13 protein-coding genes are annotated in these 15,990 nt (G+C 36.9%); 3 read left to right on the top strand and 10 right to left on the bottom strand.

Going from position 1 to position 15,990, the window contains the following annotated elements:
* Positions 1-32 precede the first annotated feature (32 nt).
* The 5 genes from BLE01S_RS10215 to BLE01S_RS10195 all read right to left on the bottom strand — a co-directional run bounded on the left by BLE01S_RS10215 (position 33) and on the right by BLE01S_RS10195 (position 7,530).
* Complete coding sequence (locus BLE01S_RS10215; protein ID WP_066141133.1) at positions 33-1,445, bottom strand: sulfatase family protein; 1,413 nt, start codon at positions 1,443-1,445, stop codon at positions 33-35.
* Positions 1,446-1,540: 95 nt separating this feature from the next.
* A complete protein-coding gene (locus BLE01S_RS10210) occupies positions 1,541-3,088 on the bottom strand; it encodes a type 2 periplasmic-binding domain-containing protein (protein WP_066141131.1) in 1,548 nt (515 codons plus the stop codon).
* A gap of 43 nt (positions 3,089-3,131) precedes the next feature.
* A complete protein-coding gene (locus BLE01S_RS10205) occupies positions 3,132-4,028 on the bottom strand; it encodes a carbohydrate ABC transporter permease (RefSeq protein ID WP_066141129.1) in 897 nt (298 codons plus the stop codon).
* Between the two features lie 16 nt (positions 4,029-4,044).
* Entirely contained in the window at positions 4,045-5,010 is a 966-nt protein-coding gene (locus BLE01S_RS10200; protein ID WP_066141126.1) for an ABC transporter permease, read from the bottom strand.
* 279 nt (positions 5,011-5,289) lie between these two features.
* On the bottom strand, positions 5,290-7,530 hold the full coding sequence (locus BLE01S_RS10195) for a helix-turn-helix domain-containing protein (protein ID WP_066141123.1): 2,241 nt from the start codon (positions 7,528-7,530) through the stop codon (positions 5,290-5,292).
* Between the two features lie 345 nt (positions 7,531-7,875).
* Between BLE01S_RS10195 and nhaC the strand changes: the two genes are divergently transcribed.
* Positions 7,876-9,282: a Na+/H+ antiporter NhaC gene (gene nhaC, locus BLE01S_RS10190; RefSeq protein WP_066141120.1), complete on the top strand. Its 1,407-nt coding sequence runs from the start codon at positions 7,876-7,878 to the stop codon at positions 9,280-9,282.
* A gap of 288 nt (positions 9,283-9,570) precedes the next feature.
* Here nhaC and BLE01S_RS10185 read toward each other — a convergent pair whose 3' ends face one another.
* From BLE01S_RS10185 to BLE01S_RS10175, 3 genes are all read right to left on the bottom strand, one after another.
* Positions 9,571-11,541 (bottom strand): methyl-accepting chemotaxis protein, encoded by a 1,971-nt coding sequence (locus BLE01S_RS10185; protein ID WP_066141117.1) that lies wholly within the window; start codon positions 11,539-11,541, stop codon positions 9,571-9,573.
* Between the two features lie 184 nt (positions 11,542-11,725).
* A complete protein-coding gene (locus BLE01S_RS10180; protein WP_066141115.1) occupies positions 11,726-12,868 on the bottom strand; it encodes a CAP domain-containing protein in 1,143 nt (380 codons plus the stop codon).
* 386 nt (positions 12,869-13,254) lie between these two features.
* Complete coding sequence (locus BLE01S_RS10175) at positions 13,255-13,587, bottom strand: L,D-transpeptidase (RefSeq protein ID WP_066141112.1); 333 nt, start codon at positions 13,585-13,587, stop codon at positions 13,255-13,257.
* Between the two features lie 223 nt (positions 13,588-13,810).
* On the opposite strand from BLE01S_RS10175, the gene BLE01S_RS10170 reads away from it, so the two are divergent.
* Positions 13,811-14,065 carry a competence protein ComK gene (locus tag BLE01S_RS10170; RefSeq protein ID WP_082788683.1) on the top strand — a complete coding sequence of 85 codons (255 nt, stop codon included), beginning with the start codon at positions 13,811-13,813 and terminating at the stop codon, positions 14,063-14,065.
* Positions 14,066-14,073: 8 nt separating this feature from the next.
* Entirely contained in the window at positions 14,074-14,181 is a 108-nt protein-coding gene (locus BLE01S_RS21400; protein ID WP_082788682.1) for a hypothetical protein, read from the top strand.
* 362 nt (positions 14,182-14,543) lie between these two features.
* On the opposite strand, the gene srtD is transcribed toward BLE01S_RS21400, so the two are convergent.
* On the bottom strand, positions 14,544-15,125 hold the full coding sequence (gene srtD / locus BLE01S_RS10165; protein WP_066141106.1) for a class D sortase, LPxTATN-specific: 582 nt from the start codon (positions 15,123-15,125) through the stop codon (positions 14,544-14,546).
* A gap of 237 nt (positions 15,126-15,362) precedes the next feature.
* Positions 15,363-15,990 (bottom strand): Ig-like domain-containing protein (locus BLE01S_RS10160; protein ID WP_157419495.1); only part of this gene is annotated, 628 nt, incomplete at its 5' end.

Here is a 15,990-nt window from a genome sequence, read left to right as displayed (position 1 = left end):
GTCTCCCTCTCACACATGTATAGCCTGTACTTTTAATTATCACTTCGTCCATAATAAGCATTCTCCCCGCTATTTTTCAAACCTGCTAAATTGATTTGTCCTGTACCAACTACACTTTCTTTTGTGCCATCGACCTTTGTATCAACATACTCATGAAACCAATTACTTAGTTGATATTTTAGTTCCTTCCATACTGCCTTATGGTGTGGGCTTTCAATTAAATTAATTCTTTCTAATGGATCATTCGTTAAGTGATATAATTCATGTGGACCATATGGATAGCGATGAATATACTTCCACTCCTTTGTTCGGATCATCCGTACAGGACCATATTCATCGTAAATAACTACCGCATTATTTTCACTTACATGACTTTCTTCTGCTAACAGAGGAGCAAAGGACTTTCCAGGTAAATCTGTCCCATGTTTATATGTATCTAGACCAACATAATCCAACAAGGTCGGCATAAAATCATAACCACTTAATAAAGCATCGCAACTACGGCCTTCAGTAATACGCCCTGGTTGGCTTATTATCAATGGAACTTTCACTGAATAATCGTACATATTTAGTGGAAAAGTACCATTTCCCTTACCCCAAAACCCATGTTGACCACAACTGAAACCATTATCACTCATAAATATAATTACGGTATCTTCACGAACTCCCTTTTCTTCTAAGGCATCAAGCACTCGACCAATCTGTTGATCCATCGCTGTAATCGCTGCATAATATCCTTTCGCATGCTCTCGCCAATCGTCTCCAATATTCATTGTAGGGGAAAACCATTTTTGTAGTTCTTTTTGCGGACATGTTTCAAAAGCACAATCATCATAAAGCTGTACAAATTCTTCTGGATGACTGTTTAGCCATGGATCGTGCGGAGCGGTATAATGAATACCTAAATAAAAAGGCCGCTCATCTCTTGTCTGGTCGTCTAAAAATTGTAATGCATCATTCGTTATCGCCTCAGTCAAATAGCCGGGTTCATTCATACATGTACCATCGCGAACCATTGGTGCATCATAATAAGGCCCTCCCCCTGCTTGATGAACATACCAATGACTGAAACCTTTTTGCGGCTTTAAACTATCACCAAGATGCCACTTACCACTTAAGCCGCAAACATAATCATTTTCGGCCAGAATTTCTGTGTAAGCAACATGTTCTTCTAAATATTCGATAGGCTGCTCGACATCTCCTCCTGCAATCCAATCATGTACGCCATGTTGAGATGGTATTTTTCCTGTTAATATAGATGCGCGAGCAGGAGAGCAGACTGGTGAAGTGCAGAAAAATTCATTAAACTTTACCCCTGTTTCTGCCAAACGATCTAGATTTGGTGTTTGAATCTCCTTATTTCCGTAGCATCCTAAAGACCAGATTCCTTGGTCGTCAGACATTATACATACAATATTTGGCTTCTTTTTACGTAAATCAGCCATACATATGCCTCCCCTAAGATCGCAATGATCCAAATATATATTAAACTTGTAAACAGAGTACGGATGCCCGCCCCTGTCTACAAGCCTTATGTTACTTATTTAAATTCATCATAATACTTCTGATAGATTTCCAGTAGTTCTGCCAAGCCCATTTTCTCCAATTGCTTCACATATGCATCCCATTGCGCGTCTACATCTCCATTAATGATAAACTTAGGAATCGTTTCATTCATATAGTTATCGATATCCGTCGACAAGATCGACAAACGATCTCCGTCTTCTACACTATATAATACGTTTGGATAGATTTCCTCCGGTTGGAAAGGAGCATACATCTCCGCATATTCTTCCTTTTCAATTTGGCCGGGGCTTTTATTTACTTTATCATTCGTTTCCTCTAGATTAGCATACACACCGTATGAACCAGGAGTTGTTTTATGTCTGAATTCTTCATAACTCATGCCCTCAGGCGCTTCAAGAATAGTGATCGTACCATCGTCTTCTTTTTTAATATTTTCACCAAGTGGTCCTAATGATACTTGTATACCCGTTTCTTCATCAAACATTTGGTCCACCCATTGAATGGAACGGATTGGATTTTTATTAGCTGATGTAATCGAAAAGCCTGACATACTTAGTCCACCAGCGTTAGCATTCCACATCTGATCCCCTTCTGGTCCTTTTAGTGGGGGTATCGCTACATAATCTGTATCCACTTTTCCGAAAGATGAAAAATTGGACCAACTAAAAAGCGCCCCTAAGATTGGTGTGCTGCTTTTAATTTTTGAATCATACACTTGAACATCATGTGTAAAAGCCTCTGGATCTATTAAGCCATCTTTATATAAATCATGCATATACTTCACATATTCCCGATATTTTGGTTGTGCTGGCGCATAATATACGTTTCCATCTTTTACACCTATATGACGACCAACCACACCAAATGCACCGCTCATAGAGTGAGGGCCACGTATTTGATTCTCAAAGGTGAAGCTGAATGGAATTTCATCCTTTTTACCATTTTCATTCATATCATTATCTTTAAAAGCTTTTAGTGTTTCATGGAATTCTTCTGTCGTTGTCGGAATCGGTAAATCTAATTGATCTAACCATTTTTTATTGATAAAAAATGCATCATTGGACTTACTAGCTTTCGATTCATCGTATTGAGGTAAAGCATAAATATGTCCATCAGGTGCGGTGATCATCTTTTTTAAATCAGGTCTTTTTTCAAACAATTCCTTAATATTCGGAGCATGTTCTTCAATCAGATCATCGAGTGCAACTAATTGACCTGTCGATCCGTATTTAACAATATCACTGCCGCCTAAAGACCATGCAGAATAGAAAATATCCGGTAAATCATCACTGGCGAACATTAAATTAATTTGTTCCGTAGATGTTTGCGTTGTTGCTGTCGTCCACTTAATATCGACATTGACATTGTCAGCTAATTCTTTTAAAAATGGCATCTCATCGTAATCTGTTGTAGCAGCTGGTGCTTTTATTCCAAATGCACTGAGCGTTACTTTCTCATCTGAATCTACATCCTCTTTCGCTCCCGCTTCTTCCTTTTTAGAGCTACAAGCACCAAGCAATAGTAACAAAACAATAGTCAAAGCAATAAATCGTTTCTGCATTCTTTGTTTCCCCCTTATGACAATTTATATATAAACAGATCAATCAACCTTTAATTGATCCGATCATAACGCCTTTCACAAAATGTTTTTGTACAAACGGATAAAGTATGAGAACCGGCAGACTAGCAATAATAACGACGCCGTACTTAATCAGCTCCGAAACATTTTGTAATTCTGCATTGCCCTCCATCAAAGCACCCGAATCCATGACTTCCTGTGCTTGAGTTAATATCAAGACATCTCTTAGCACCAATTGAAGTGGAAATAAATTGGAATCTCGTAAATAAATGAGCGCTGAAAAGTAAGTATTCCAATGTCCTACGGCACTGAAAAGTACCATTACAGCAATGATTGGTGTAGATATTGGGAGTACAATTTTCAAAAAGAACTTCCAATCACTACATCCATCCACTTTAGCTGCTTCCAATAATTCATCAGGGATCGTACTTTGAAAAAACGTGCGGACGATAATTAAATTAAAAACAGAAATAGCATTAGGTATGACCATTGCCCATAGCGTATTTACCATCCCTAAGTCTTTCACGAGTAAATAGTTAGGAATCATCCCACCACTGAAAAACATTGTAAATACGATAAAAAACATAAACACATTACGACCAACCAAATCTTTTCGCGATAAAGCATAACCACCAGTAATCGTTAAAACAACATTCACTAACGTACCAACGACCGTATAGATGATCGAATTTTTATATCCAGTCCAAATTTTCTCATGTTCAAAAATCATTTTGTAGCCCTCAAATGTAATATCTTTCGGCCATAACCATATTTCCCCGTTGTTCACACTATCAGGACTGCTGAAAGAAGCAATCAGCATGAAATAAAGCGGATAAATCGTGATAAATAGAATAATTAGAAAAAAGGTGACATTTGCATAATCAAATATTTTATCGCCTCTCGTACGGCTTCCAATGTTCAACAGACTTCCCCTCCTTTTACCAAAGACTTGACTGACCAGCTTTTTTAGCCGTCTGATTGATTACAATAAGCAATATAAAATTAATGACTGAATTAAATAGCCCTACTGCGGCGGCATAGCTGTACTGAGCTCCTAATAATCCAGTTTTGTACACATGGGTTTGAATAACCTCTGATGAGGACATATTCAGTGAATTTTGCATCAAATATACCTTTTCAAAGCCGATACTTAACAGACTTCCTACATTTAGAATTAGCAATATAATTACAGTCGGCATAATGCCAGGAACATCAATATGCCAGATTCTGCGTAATTTACTTGCTCCATCCATCACCGCTGCTTCGTGTAAATCAGGGCTAATAGCAGTTAAAGCCGCTAAGTAAATAATCATTCCCCAACCAAGATTTTGCCAGACGCCCGAAAAGACAAAGAGCGGTTTAAACCATTCCGCAATTCCAAAAAAGAAGACAGGATCGCCGCCAAGCAACACGATTAATTGGTTTATAATTCCGCTTCGTGGAGATAAGAATAGATATAACATTCCAATCAACACAACGACAGAGATAAAATGTGGTGCATATGTGACCGTTTGAACAACACGCTTAAAACGTGAGCTTACTAATTGGTTTAATAACAATGCCATGATAATTGGGATCGGAAACATCGCCAATTCAAATACTGCTAAGCCTAACGTATTTTTTAGGACAGTCCAAAACTGATACGAGTTAAAAAAGCGTTCGAAGTGTTCAAAACCAATCCAAGGACTACCGTTTATTCCGAGTACTGGATTGAAGTTTTTAAATGCAATTTGGACTCCATACATAGGGAAATAATGAAATACTAAAAAGTAGATCAATGTTGGTAGAAGTAAAAGATATAATTGATAACTTCCCATTATTTTTTTCAATGTACGTGAACGTTTCTTCTGCTTAAGGATTACTGCTTGATCTTTTTGAAGTATGGCACTTCCTTGTTCATCCATATCATCTCCCCCATTCTTTAACTGAAAACGGATACATTTATATCCAAGCTGGCTAATGGCTCTCTCAGTGCCACTATCATAAAGTAATTTTTTTAGGTAGCGCAATCAGTTTTTTCAACATACATATGCGAAAACAAACTTCACCTGAAAGAGACTAACTTTATACAATTGGCTAAAAGCAAACCAATATGCTAAATATGCACATTGGTTGAAACGTTGATATAATGCAATTTTTCAAGAAAGTTCATTATTAATCCAAAGAAAAAAAGCCTAGCTAAGCTACGCTTTTTTCTTTGCATATCTTTTTCTATATTCTCCTGGGGTTAATTGTGTCGACTGTTTAAACCTTCTAATAAAACTGGAAACATCACTATACCCAACTTGCGTGACGATTTCTTTAATCGGCATATCTGTTGTCTCCAACAATTGTTTCGTATGATCCATTCTTAAACGATTCAAATGTTGTAAAATTGTATCACCTGTTTGTTTTTTAAAATAACGCATAATATATGTTTCAGATAAGCCAAATTGATCCGCAAGCGATTGAATAGAGAATTCATAATCATGGTAATTTCTATTCATATAATCCAATAACTCATCCAATAGTTTTTGTTCTGGTGCTGTTTGATCATCAAGCCGGATAGCTGCTTGAATCATCCTTCTGACTGTCTCCTCTATTTCTTCTACAGAATGAAAGTCATTAATAAGGAAAACATCTGGTAAAGTGCCGCCAACCTCTTTCTGAAAACGCCGCATATCATGAACAATTCTCATTACAGTACTTGATACGTCAAAGCTAAGACATTTTGCCATAAATAAATTAGTATCTTCCGCTTTAATAATATGTACAATCTGATCAATAATCTCATCCACGCGATCCTTATCTTTCTGCCTTAAAAATAATTCTAACTGTTCAATCATACGTTTATCATACCATCGCAAGCTTAAGTGTTGTGCAGAAGTTTCCGTAAAGAAAATAATCTGATCGGCACCTTTAATCAGTTTATAATGAAGCGCTGTTGATGCCTCCAAATGTGACTTTCCTATTTGCGTAAAGTCACGATAACTATTTCCCACACCAATGGTAATAGTAGATGATTGGCTTTTAATATATGTTTGGTACCAATTTTCCAATAAGGAAGCATCCACCTCACCAGATAAAATCATTGCGATTTTTGAGGTTTCAAATAAATCAACTCGATACTTTTCAATATTTGGCAGGTGGGATAACCATGTTTCCACTAGCTCGGCGCGCATGTGGACATGTGGCATTTCATCTTTGTTAAAATCTACTAACATCACAAAGTAGGAAGATTCTTTTAACGTCAAGTCAACCTCTGCACCCAATACATTAAACTCGGTATGATCGATCAGTTCTCCTCTTAATAATCGAATAAGCAAATGTTGTTGGAGAACAGGAAGACTATTCTCGACCTGTTCACTTAGCTTCCGATTCATCGAATCTGTATAATCCATTGCTCCCCATATTTTATCTAGCTCATGTCGATGATCCACCACACGTGCCCATTTTTCATCCGCACGCCGAATCAATCTGCGTAGTGGTTTATAATTCATATGAATACCCAAGTATATGAGTAATCCCCCAACACCTAAAATAACAGCATAAGAGGTTAACACTTTATTTCTCACAGCATGGACCTCTCTCATCAGTTCCTTCTCAGGCATAAACGTAATATATGTCCAATCAAAAAATTCAGATTTTACATGTGACATAAAATATGTTTGATCTCCTATATTCAGACTACGAATCCCTTCTACTCCGTTCTTTTCTATTTCTTTATTAATCATGGATAATTCTTTGTCATTAGGAGAGAGACTTGCCACCATTTGATTATTTTCATCTAATATAAAAGCATTTCCTTCCGATGTATGAACAACGTTTCTTAACATATCCCTAATTGTTTTTTCCTTTATTAAAAAAAGAATCGTTCCGTAAGGATTACTATTATTTAAAGGGACAGGAACTCCATAGGTAATCATTCTTGATTGAACACCATTGAATAACGTAATATCTTCTGCATTGCGCAAAAAGCGTTGTTCACTTGTATTGATGTCTTGATAGAATTCATCGGTCTGCCAATGTTTATATTGATAATGTGACTCAATAAAAAGAGGAATAGAATAACTGGAGTCCCCTGAATACAAATAATCTCCATCCCTAATAAAATAAAAAAGATCATAAATAAAATCATTACCCACTTTATAGCTTAATAACTTCTTTGCCTTAAATACATCATAAAAATTATTAATACTATACGGTGTTAACTCAGGTTGATTGGATATTTGCATAGAAATATTATGCAATTCAAGTAACTTCGTATCCATTATATCTTTCATTTGAGTCAATTTTTGTTCATTTGATGCTGTTACTTGGCTTTTTAAACTCGTGATTAACTGGAAATGGATAATATAGCCCATGATAAAGATAGGGACAATTAGTAGAATAATATAAATGAATAAATGCTGATAAATGATTGGAATTCTTACACTTCTCTTCACCAATGGACCCCCCTTCTCTTTCGAGATAGCGCTTTCTTTTTATTTAATAGCGTTTTCGATATTAATACTCTGTTCAATAGCGTCATTCTTCTATATTAGTATTTAAATCGTACCATATATTTCATTGTCCTGAATACTCTTTATATTCATTTTAAATACCTTGTCCTTTATTGAAGTTTTTAAGGTTGTGAACTTTATTCTACTTTTACAATCCCCTATAAACTTCTAGTAGTACCCGACTCTGCAAACATGGTATACTATGTTACGTGCTCGCGTTGCCCCACTAAAGTAAATTATGATGCGGGTACTTTTGTATTTTTTCAACATAGAGGAGATCACATATATATGAAAAAGAATATATCAATTGGCATGGCGCTGATTCCGATACTCGGGCTAATAGGCTCGGCGGTTGCCTCTATCTTTATATGGGACGCCAGTATGCATATCCCTTTACTGATTGGAGTTGCGGCAGCAGCAATTGTTGCTGTTATGAGCGGATGGAGTTGGACGGAAATTGAAAAAATGATGGTGAGTGGTGTTGCTAGAGCATTACCCGCTGTATTCATCCTTCTTATTATCGGCATTATAGTCGGTACATGGATCGCAAGTGGCGTAATCCCAACGATGATTTATTATGGACTGTCATTGATCCACCCTTCATTGTTTGTTCCTATGGTTGCGCTCGTGACTGGAATTGTTTCGATTACATTAGGTAGCTCCTTTACTTCCATTGCTACAATAGGGCTTGCCTTCATGGTGATTGGAGAAGGGCTCGGATTTTCTGGCGGACTTGTTGCAGGTGCGGTGATTTCAGGTGCTTTCTTCGGTGATAAATTATCTCCGTTATCCGACACGACTAATATCGCTCCAGCAATGGCTGATACTGACTTATTTAGCCATATCAAACATATGCTTTGGGATACCATTCCGGCATTCCTTATTGCGATAATCATGTATTGGGTCGTTGGCCTTTTCTTTGTGCCAAAATCTACGGTAAATACAAATACAATTGATCTGATCACAGATGGTTTACAAGATATATTTGTTATTCATCCGCTATTATTGCTCATGCCAGTACTTGTCATCTTTCTGATGATGAAACGACTTCCAGCTATCCCTACTTTGATCGGCGTTAGCTTTCTAGGTGGAGTGCTCGCAGTCATTGTTCAAGGTATATCCGTTTCAGAAGTAGTACAAATTATGACAAATGGATTTTCAGTTACAAGCGATATAGATGCGCTTGATTCCTTATTAAACAGCGGTGGCTTAATGTCGATGCTCAGTACAGTAGCAATATTAATCATCGCGACTGCTTTAGGGGGAATTTTAGAAACAACAGGAGCTTTCGATGCATTGACTGCTAAAATAATGGACAAGGTGCGTACTACCGGATCGCTTATTAGCTCCACGATTCTATCCACATTCGTGATTGCCTTTGCGAGTGGCGAACAATTTTTATCGATTATTTTACCAGCAAGAACATTTACAAAAAAATATAAAGAAATGGGAATCGATACGAAAAATCTATCACGAAGTGTAGAAGCCGCTGGAACAGTGGGTATAAACCTAGTTCCCTGGGGAATAACTGCTGTATTTGCCATGAATATTCTCGGTCCTAGTCCAGGTGAATTTATCCCATTCAGTTTCTTTGTCTTCCTCGTCCCACTCATTAATATTATCTTTGGCTTCACTGGTTGGACCATTACGAAGAAACAATACCCGGAAACGAAAGAGATATACCGTCGGGATTGAATTAAAAAAACGCAAGGCACACAATGATGTGCCTTGCGTTTTTTATTTTGCTAGAAGTTATAAAGCGAATATTGTCACCAGCTGTCTGCTAAAAAAATGGTGACAGCCAGTATTTCGCCTATGACAGACAGTAAGTTATCTGCCATGGCTTGTAAAATTTCCCTTACCGCCAGTATTTGCGCACGACGGACAGTACATGACTGCTAACCGCTTGTAAATGCTATAAAGAAGCAGAAAAAACGCGATGCACTATGAATCCACATCGCGTTTTTTCAACTTTATCTAAAATTACAGTTTAAATTGCTGAACTAGACCTTGTAGTTCCTCTGCAATTTCTGATAATGACATCGCAGCGCTTCTAATCTCTTCCATTGAAGCTAATTGTTCTTGTGTTGATGCTGATACATTTTGCGCGCCACCTGCTGTTGAGTCTGCTACTTTAGATACTTCCTCGAACGTTCCAATAAACTGTTCCGTTCCTGCAGAAATTCCTTCGATTTCAGATGTAACTTGTGCTATCTGTTCTGATATCGTATTAACGAAACCTGTAATAGCAGTAAAGGACTCTCCTGCATGGCTAACTACTTCAATTCCTCTATCTACTTCCGTCGTTCCTGATTCCATAGACTTCACAGCAACAGAAGTCTCTTGCTGGATAGAACCAATCATTTTTCTAATTTGTTCCGTTGATTGGGCCGACTGTTCTGCAAGCTTGCGTACTTCATCAGCAACAACAGCAAATCCTTTTCCAGATTCACCTGCTCTAGCCGCTTCAATTGCAGCATTCAGTGCAAGTAAATTCGTTTGTTCTGCTATATTAGTAATAACATCTACAATTTTACTGATTTCTTGTGAGTGATTATCTAAGACCTCAATATTTCCGGATAATTTATTCACCGTTTGTTTAATAAATTCCATTTGTGCTACAGTTGTTTCAATTGCTTTATTTCCTTCTTCAACAGCAGATGTTGCGTTTACTGCCGTTTGTGAAACCCCATTGGAACTCGTAACAATATATTGAATGGATTTAGACATATCTCCAGCCATGATCGAGCTTTCTTCAATCCGACTAGTTTGCATTTCCATTCCAGCGGCAACTTCCTGAATAGATGAAGAAATTTGTTCTGTAGCTGATGTATTTTCTTCCGTACTCGCATTTAATTGCTCAGAAGATGCTGCCAGGTTACTAGACTTTTCATGAACTTTTGAAATAATATCACTTAGATTTGCTCGCATATGATTAAACGCTTGGGCTAGTCGGCCTAGCTCATCCTTACTTTGCAGATTAATTTGAACGCTTAAATCTCCTTGACTCATCTGATCCGCTGCACTTACAAGTGTATTTATTGGTTTAATAATAGAAACAATAATTAACCAGATCGAAATTCCACCTAAAATCAACGAAGCAATAATAACGATTAAAGTTGTATTTAGTATTGGCTTAACTGCCTGGTCTACTTCGTCCTGAAACATGGTTCCAACAATCTTCCAGCCTGTAGGCTCACTCGTTGTAAAGGATAATTTTTTTTGATCACCATCTATGTCATAAGTAAAACTATCTGAATTAGATGACCCAAGTTTCTCTACTAAAGTACTCGGAGCTTCCTCTCCGGCTTCCCCTGTAGGGTGGCTAATATAGTGATTATTTTTATCTAATAAAAATAAATAACCTTCCTCCCCAATACTAACCTTACTTATCATTTCTGTAAGACTTTCCAACTTAAGATTTACAGCCACAACTCCCTTGCCATCTGCAGTTGCTTTAGCAAGTGTGACTACTACTTGCTGCGAAGATTGTGAGACGTATGGGTCGGTAATAATAACCTCGCCACGACTTTTCATTGCCTCCTGATACCATGGACGTTGGCGCGGATCATAATCTGGTGGATTTTTAAAAGATGTAGGCGAATTCATAAATTGACCAGTTTCTGTTCCGATATAGGTTTGCTCAACATCTGCTTTTGAACCTTGAATCGTATCTAATAGTTTCCTCGTTGCTGGATCACTATTTTTATCAATTTTGTTAGGTTCCATCATATTGGATAAATAATCGACGTTTTCCATTTGCGCTAACATAAATTGATCCACTGTCTGATTAATAATCTCCACATTTTTTTGTGTAGCTTCAAGCATCTGAATATCTATATTCTTTTCCGAGCTCTTATACGAAAAGATAGCTATCGTAATACTAGGAATTAACAAGATACTAATAAAAGAAAGAATTAGTTTATTTTTCAAGCTTACATTAAATTTTTTCATACATCTTCCCCCCACTTTAATTTCGTTGCAATTTTAAACACACACATCAAAAAAACTTTACATAGTTATATATCGTCTTAAATCGCAATAACTTTAGGGGTATTTAACATTAAATAGAAAAAGGTTGTGAGTATAGACTTGTTTTAATAGAAAAGGCAGCGAGTCATTAGACCCACTGCCATACTTAATTACTAAAGAAATTCTCGGTATAATATGGTTGCGATTTTTCATTAAATGCAACACCAACACCTAAATACTGATAATCGGGTTTTAAAATATTTTCTCTATGTCCTATTGAATTCATTAAACCTTCATGGGCAAAGATGCTGCTAAATTGGCCATAAGCTAGATTTTCCCCTGCAACAATAAAGGCAATATTGTCTTCGTGCATCCGATCAAAAGGAGATTGTCCTCGTAAATTCTCATGGTTAAAATAGGCATTTTCCGCCATATCTATACTGTGCTTTCGGGCTGTTTCTTTTACATGATCATCCCAAGTTAATATGCCCAAGTTGTGATTCACTCTCGATGCATTCGTTAAATCAAATAGCTGATACTCGAAACCTTCTTTGAGCTGTTCACTTGGCTTCGTATACATATCTTTTCTATTTCCTTCTAAATCCAAATCAATTATTTGAATCGCTGTGACAGTATTATTCTCATGCTGATCATAAAAAACAGTAATATAACTATTGTCTATTTGATAAATTTCATACTCTCCATTATCCTGAATTTGATAATAAACAAAACCTTTACGCATTTGCGTTATTGGCTCACCTAGATAGGCTTTCACAGATTCTTTCGAAGATCCTAGTTTAACCCCGTTAGAGGATGAGATTAAATCTTGATTTGTATAAAGACCATTCACTATATCATTTTCGCTATATGAGATCATCATAAAATTTTGGTAATTCTCATGGTAGCTATACCAATCAACACCATATTCATTTTTTGATACACGCTTCGGAGCACCGACCGCTTGTTCAACTTTATCCTTTGAGTCCCCTAGTTCGATATTATGCAAGGAAAACTTTTGTTGTTCTGGTGCAGTCAAGGTAGGTTTTTCTACCGGTGACAATTCTGATTGCTCCTGTTCCTTCTGCAATTGAGCGATAGAACCATCTAACCATCCGATTACTTCATGAAACGTATCTGCTATGGCGTTTAATCCAGTAGCCACATCAGGGTTATTTTTTATAGATTCCATTTTAGTGGTAATCGAATCTTTCGCAGAAAGCGTCGTTTCCCGGTTCAAATAATCCTCCCAAACCGGTTTTGATATATATGCAATACCTATTATTAACAATAAAAGTAAAAATCGCTTCAAAATATGCAACACCTAACCTTGTTGTTTGAGTGCAGGCATGCGCCTGATCTCTCAATTATAACATGAATTGAAAACGAACCTTGGCGTACAAATAATTCCAGATCACCTATAGGGATGCAAGGAAAATATGCGAACTGCTCCACGATAAATAAAACAAGCTTGATATATCAAGCTTGCCTTTTTTAGAATGACTACTGACTCGTAATATAATTATCGTTTCATTTACTGACATAGCTGACCAAATAAAAATCGATGCTTGAACGGAATTGGTGAAAATCGTATAAATTTAAATTTGGGAAAATCAGAGCAAACTAGTTATCAATGTTAAGGATTGTACCTCTCATAAAATTGTATTCTACTAAACCTTCTAGGAAGGTATCCATTATTCAATGAATCACAACTCCAGTCCCGATCGGAACCTTTTTAGAAAGCTCAAGTACATCATGATTGTGCATTCGAATACAGCCATGCGACACACTTTTTCCGATTGAAGACGGATTATTTGTTCCATGGATGCCATAATGCGGTTTAGATAATCCCATCCACATGACCCCAAATGGACCTCCCGGATTAGGCTGTTTATTAATAATCGTATACGCTCCGTGCGGCGTTGGCGTTACCATCTTTCCTAAAGCTACTGGATACGTTTTAATTAATTTACGATCATCAAAAAGTTTTAATTGGTGCTTTTTGATTGAGACATCAATCCATAGCCCCATACACTCATCTCCTATATCATTTTCAATATTGTATGAACCAATGATGGTCAATCGTGTTTGTTTATTATTTTTTTGAGGTTTACTCAATAAATATTTAAATCTATCCATTATAAATAGCTAATCAAACATTTGATTAGATAAATATCTCAGGTGTAATCATTCACTTTTATCCCAATGCATGTCTTAAGATCCATTCAAGAATATGAATATAGCTGCATAATACGTGATTAACCGAAAGACTATTGTATTAATACCTGATTTGGATGTATATGGAAACTTGATTACACGATTGCTCGAGGGAAAATCGAGCTTTTTGGTCAACATGAGTCCAATTACAATAATTGAAAAAAATATACTTTATTACGGTCACGATTATGAAGGGGCTATAGAAGCAGCAAAATTAGCATTGGGAAATATTGATGTGCCCGCTGTAAAAATATCGGGAAGCCTAGCATTTACTGGTTTCCTAGCAAATTAGCTTCTAATATGGAGTGCATTTGGTTTTGCGAGAAACATATTAATAATCTTTTACCAAAGTCTCGCAATAACATCAAATTAACTTTAGCGTTTAAGCATGAAATTACAGAAAAATGATAGATAGTAGAACACAGGACACGTCATACTATATACATTTATCTACGAAGCAATCACAACATTAGAGCATAGAACTCCCCCCTTATCACTTCGGGTACAAACAACTTAGGATAAAGAAGAAAGGATGGTGATTGTAAGATCATCGCCCTTTCCTCATTAAAGAACCCCAGACAGAATACTTGCCTTTATTTTATTAATGCACTCGTTTGAAAATATTCATCCGTATTTTGCATTGATCTACTGTTCAACAAGATCCTCAATCTTTTTCATCGAGATTCCTTCCTGAATAGCTCGCTTCACTCTTGTATTCCAGGGTAATTAGCCGAATGGCATCCCTCTACCTTTTCTTCATTTAATAAGAATTAATCTACGGGATAAGCATAAGCAACAAATCGATCTGGTGCATTACCGATATAGCTAAATGGATAGCAAGTTGTAACGACTAGTACCTCTTCACCCATTTCCCTAATAACTGTCGTATCATCTTCAGGTACAATCTCCGTTTCTCTTATTTCATACGTATAGGATCCATATGGGACATTGACGATAAACCGGTCGCCGATTTCCATTTTTCCAAATTGACGAAAAACAGTATCACGATGGCCAGATAAAACAATTTGATCTCCTTGCCCTGGATACAATGAATTCGTTAAATGACCTACACCCTTTTTTAGTGAGTCAGGATCGGTCCCCTCAACAACTGGTAAGGTTTTTTCTAGTTTAGGAATCTCTAAAGTCGCAAAGGCCTCATTGTGCTTCGCTTTAAAAAGATCTGGGCTCGGTTGATTGTTTTCTCCTTTGGATGATTGATTCCCTTCCCCTATTCGCTCTTTCGCTTCGACCAATGATTGTTTCTCTGATTGATCATGTTGAAAAAGTTGATAACCAAAAAGGGAGACAAAAATGATCCCGAGTATAATTAGCACATTTCCAAATATCTTCATTAAAAAGCCCTCCTCGATTCATCTATAAAAATGTACTTAACTCTTTTGTTTGAAATGAATGAGTAGTATTGACAGTTAACATAAAATGCTCGATTTAACAGCTTCGTAACTTACTTTCAATCTATTAGTTATGGATGGATAGCTAACTTGTGTTTATTAATCCTCCATATGATAAGGATAAAAGAAGCAAATGTATAAATAACATCTGCTTCTTCTATTTATATCATATGAAAATTGTTATTGCTTTCTACGGCGACCAAATAATCTAGCGCCAAGACCTGCTAATAATGCACCTAGACCAGTGGCCCCTACTGTCCAAATACCAGTTGCCGTATTTGGGAGTGTATTACTATTGCTATTGCCAAATCCTGAAACATTTCCGTTCGTTCCTTGATTTCCTGGAGTACCTGAAGTTCCCGGCTGACCATCTGCGTCTCCATCACCCGTATCTACTTGCTGTACAGTCACATTTGTAGGAGCACTTTCTACTCTTTCACCATTTTCATTTTCTTGGGATTGAGTGACTTCAAGTTCCATCCCTTCTACTAATGGTGTGCCTAATTCGACTGTAAAGTTGCCGTCTTCGTCTACTAATCCAGAACCTAATTCATTACCCGCTTTATTTTTCACATGAACAGTAGACCTAGGTTCACCTTTCCCTGTAACTGCTGTGTCCCCATCGTACACATCATTAACAAAAGGAGCTTCTAACGTGAAACCATCATCGGCACCGTTATCCTCACTTGGCTGTACAGTCACATAGACTGGATCACTTTCTACTGTTTCGCCATTTTCATCTTCTTGAGATTGAGTTACTTCAAGTTTCATTCCTTCTACTAATGGTGTCTCTAATTCGACTGTAAAT

Origin of the sequence: Lederbergia lenta NBRC 16444 (genome assembly GCF_001591545.1) — a bacterium.
Classification (GTDB): Bacteria; Bacillota; Bacilli; order Bacillales; family Bacillaceae_C; genus Lederbergia; species Lederbergia lenta.
This window is presented reverse-complemented; position numbering and strand designations above follow the sequence as displayed.

Excerpts from the sequence above, each read along its gene's own strand:
- BLE01S_RS10185 (WP_066141117.1), bottom strand. The coding sequence starts at position 11,541 with ATGAAAAAATTTAATGTAAGCTTGAAAAATAAACTAATTCTTTCTTTT.
- nhaC (WP_066141120.1), top strand. The coding sequence starts at position 7,876 with ATGAAAAAGAATATATCAATTGGCATGGCGCTGATTCCGATACTCGGG.
- BLE01S_RS10215 (WP_066141133.1), bottom strand. The coding sequence starts at position 1,445 with ATGGCTGATTTACGTAAAAAGAAGCCAAATATTGTATGTATAATGTCT.
- srtD (WP_066141106.1), bottom strand. The coding sequence starts at position 15,125 with ATGAAGATATTTGGAAATGTGCTAATTATACTCGGGATCATTTTTGTC.
- BLE01S_RS21400 (WP_082788682.1), top strand. The coding sequence starts at position 14,074 with ATGGAGTGCATTTGGTTTTGCGAGAAACATATTAATAATCTTTTACCA.
- BLE01S_RS10200 (WP_066141126.1), bottom strand. The coding sequence starts at position 5,010 with ATGGATGAACAAGGAAGTGCCATACTTCAAAAAGATCAAGCAGTAATC.
- BLE01S_RS10175 (WP_066141112.1), bottom strand. The coding sequence starts at position 13,587 with ATGGGGCTATGGATTGATGTCTCAATCAAAAAGCACCAATTAAAACTT.
- BLE01S_RS10210 (WP_066141131.1), bottom strand. The coding sequence starts at position 3,088 with ATGCAGAAACGATTTATTGCTTTGACTATTGTTTTGTTACTATTGCTT.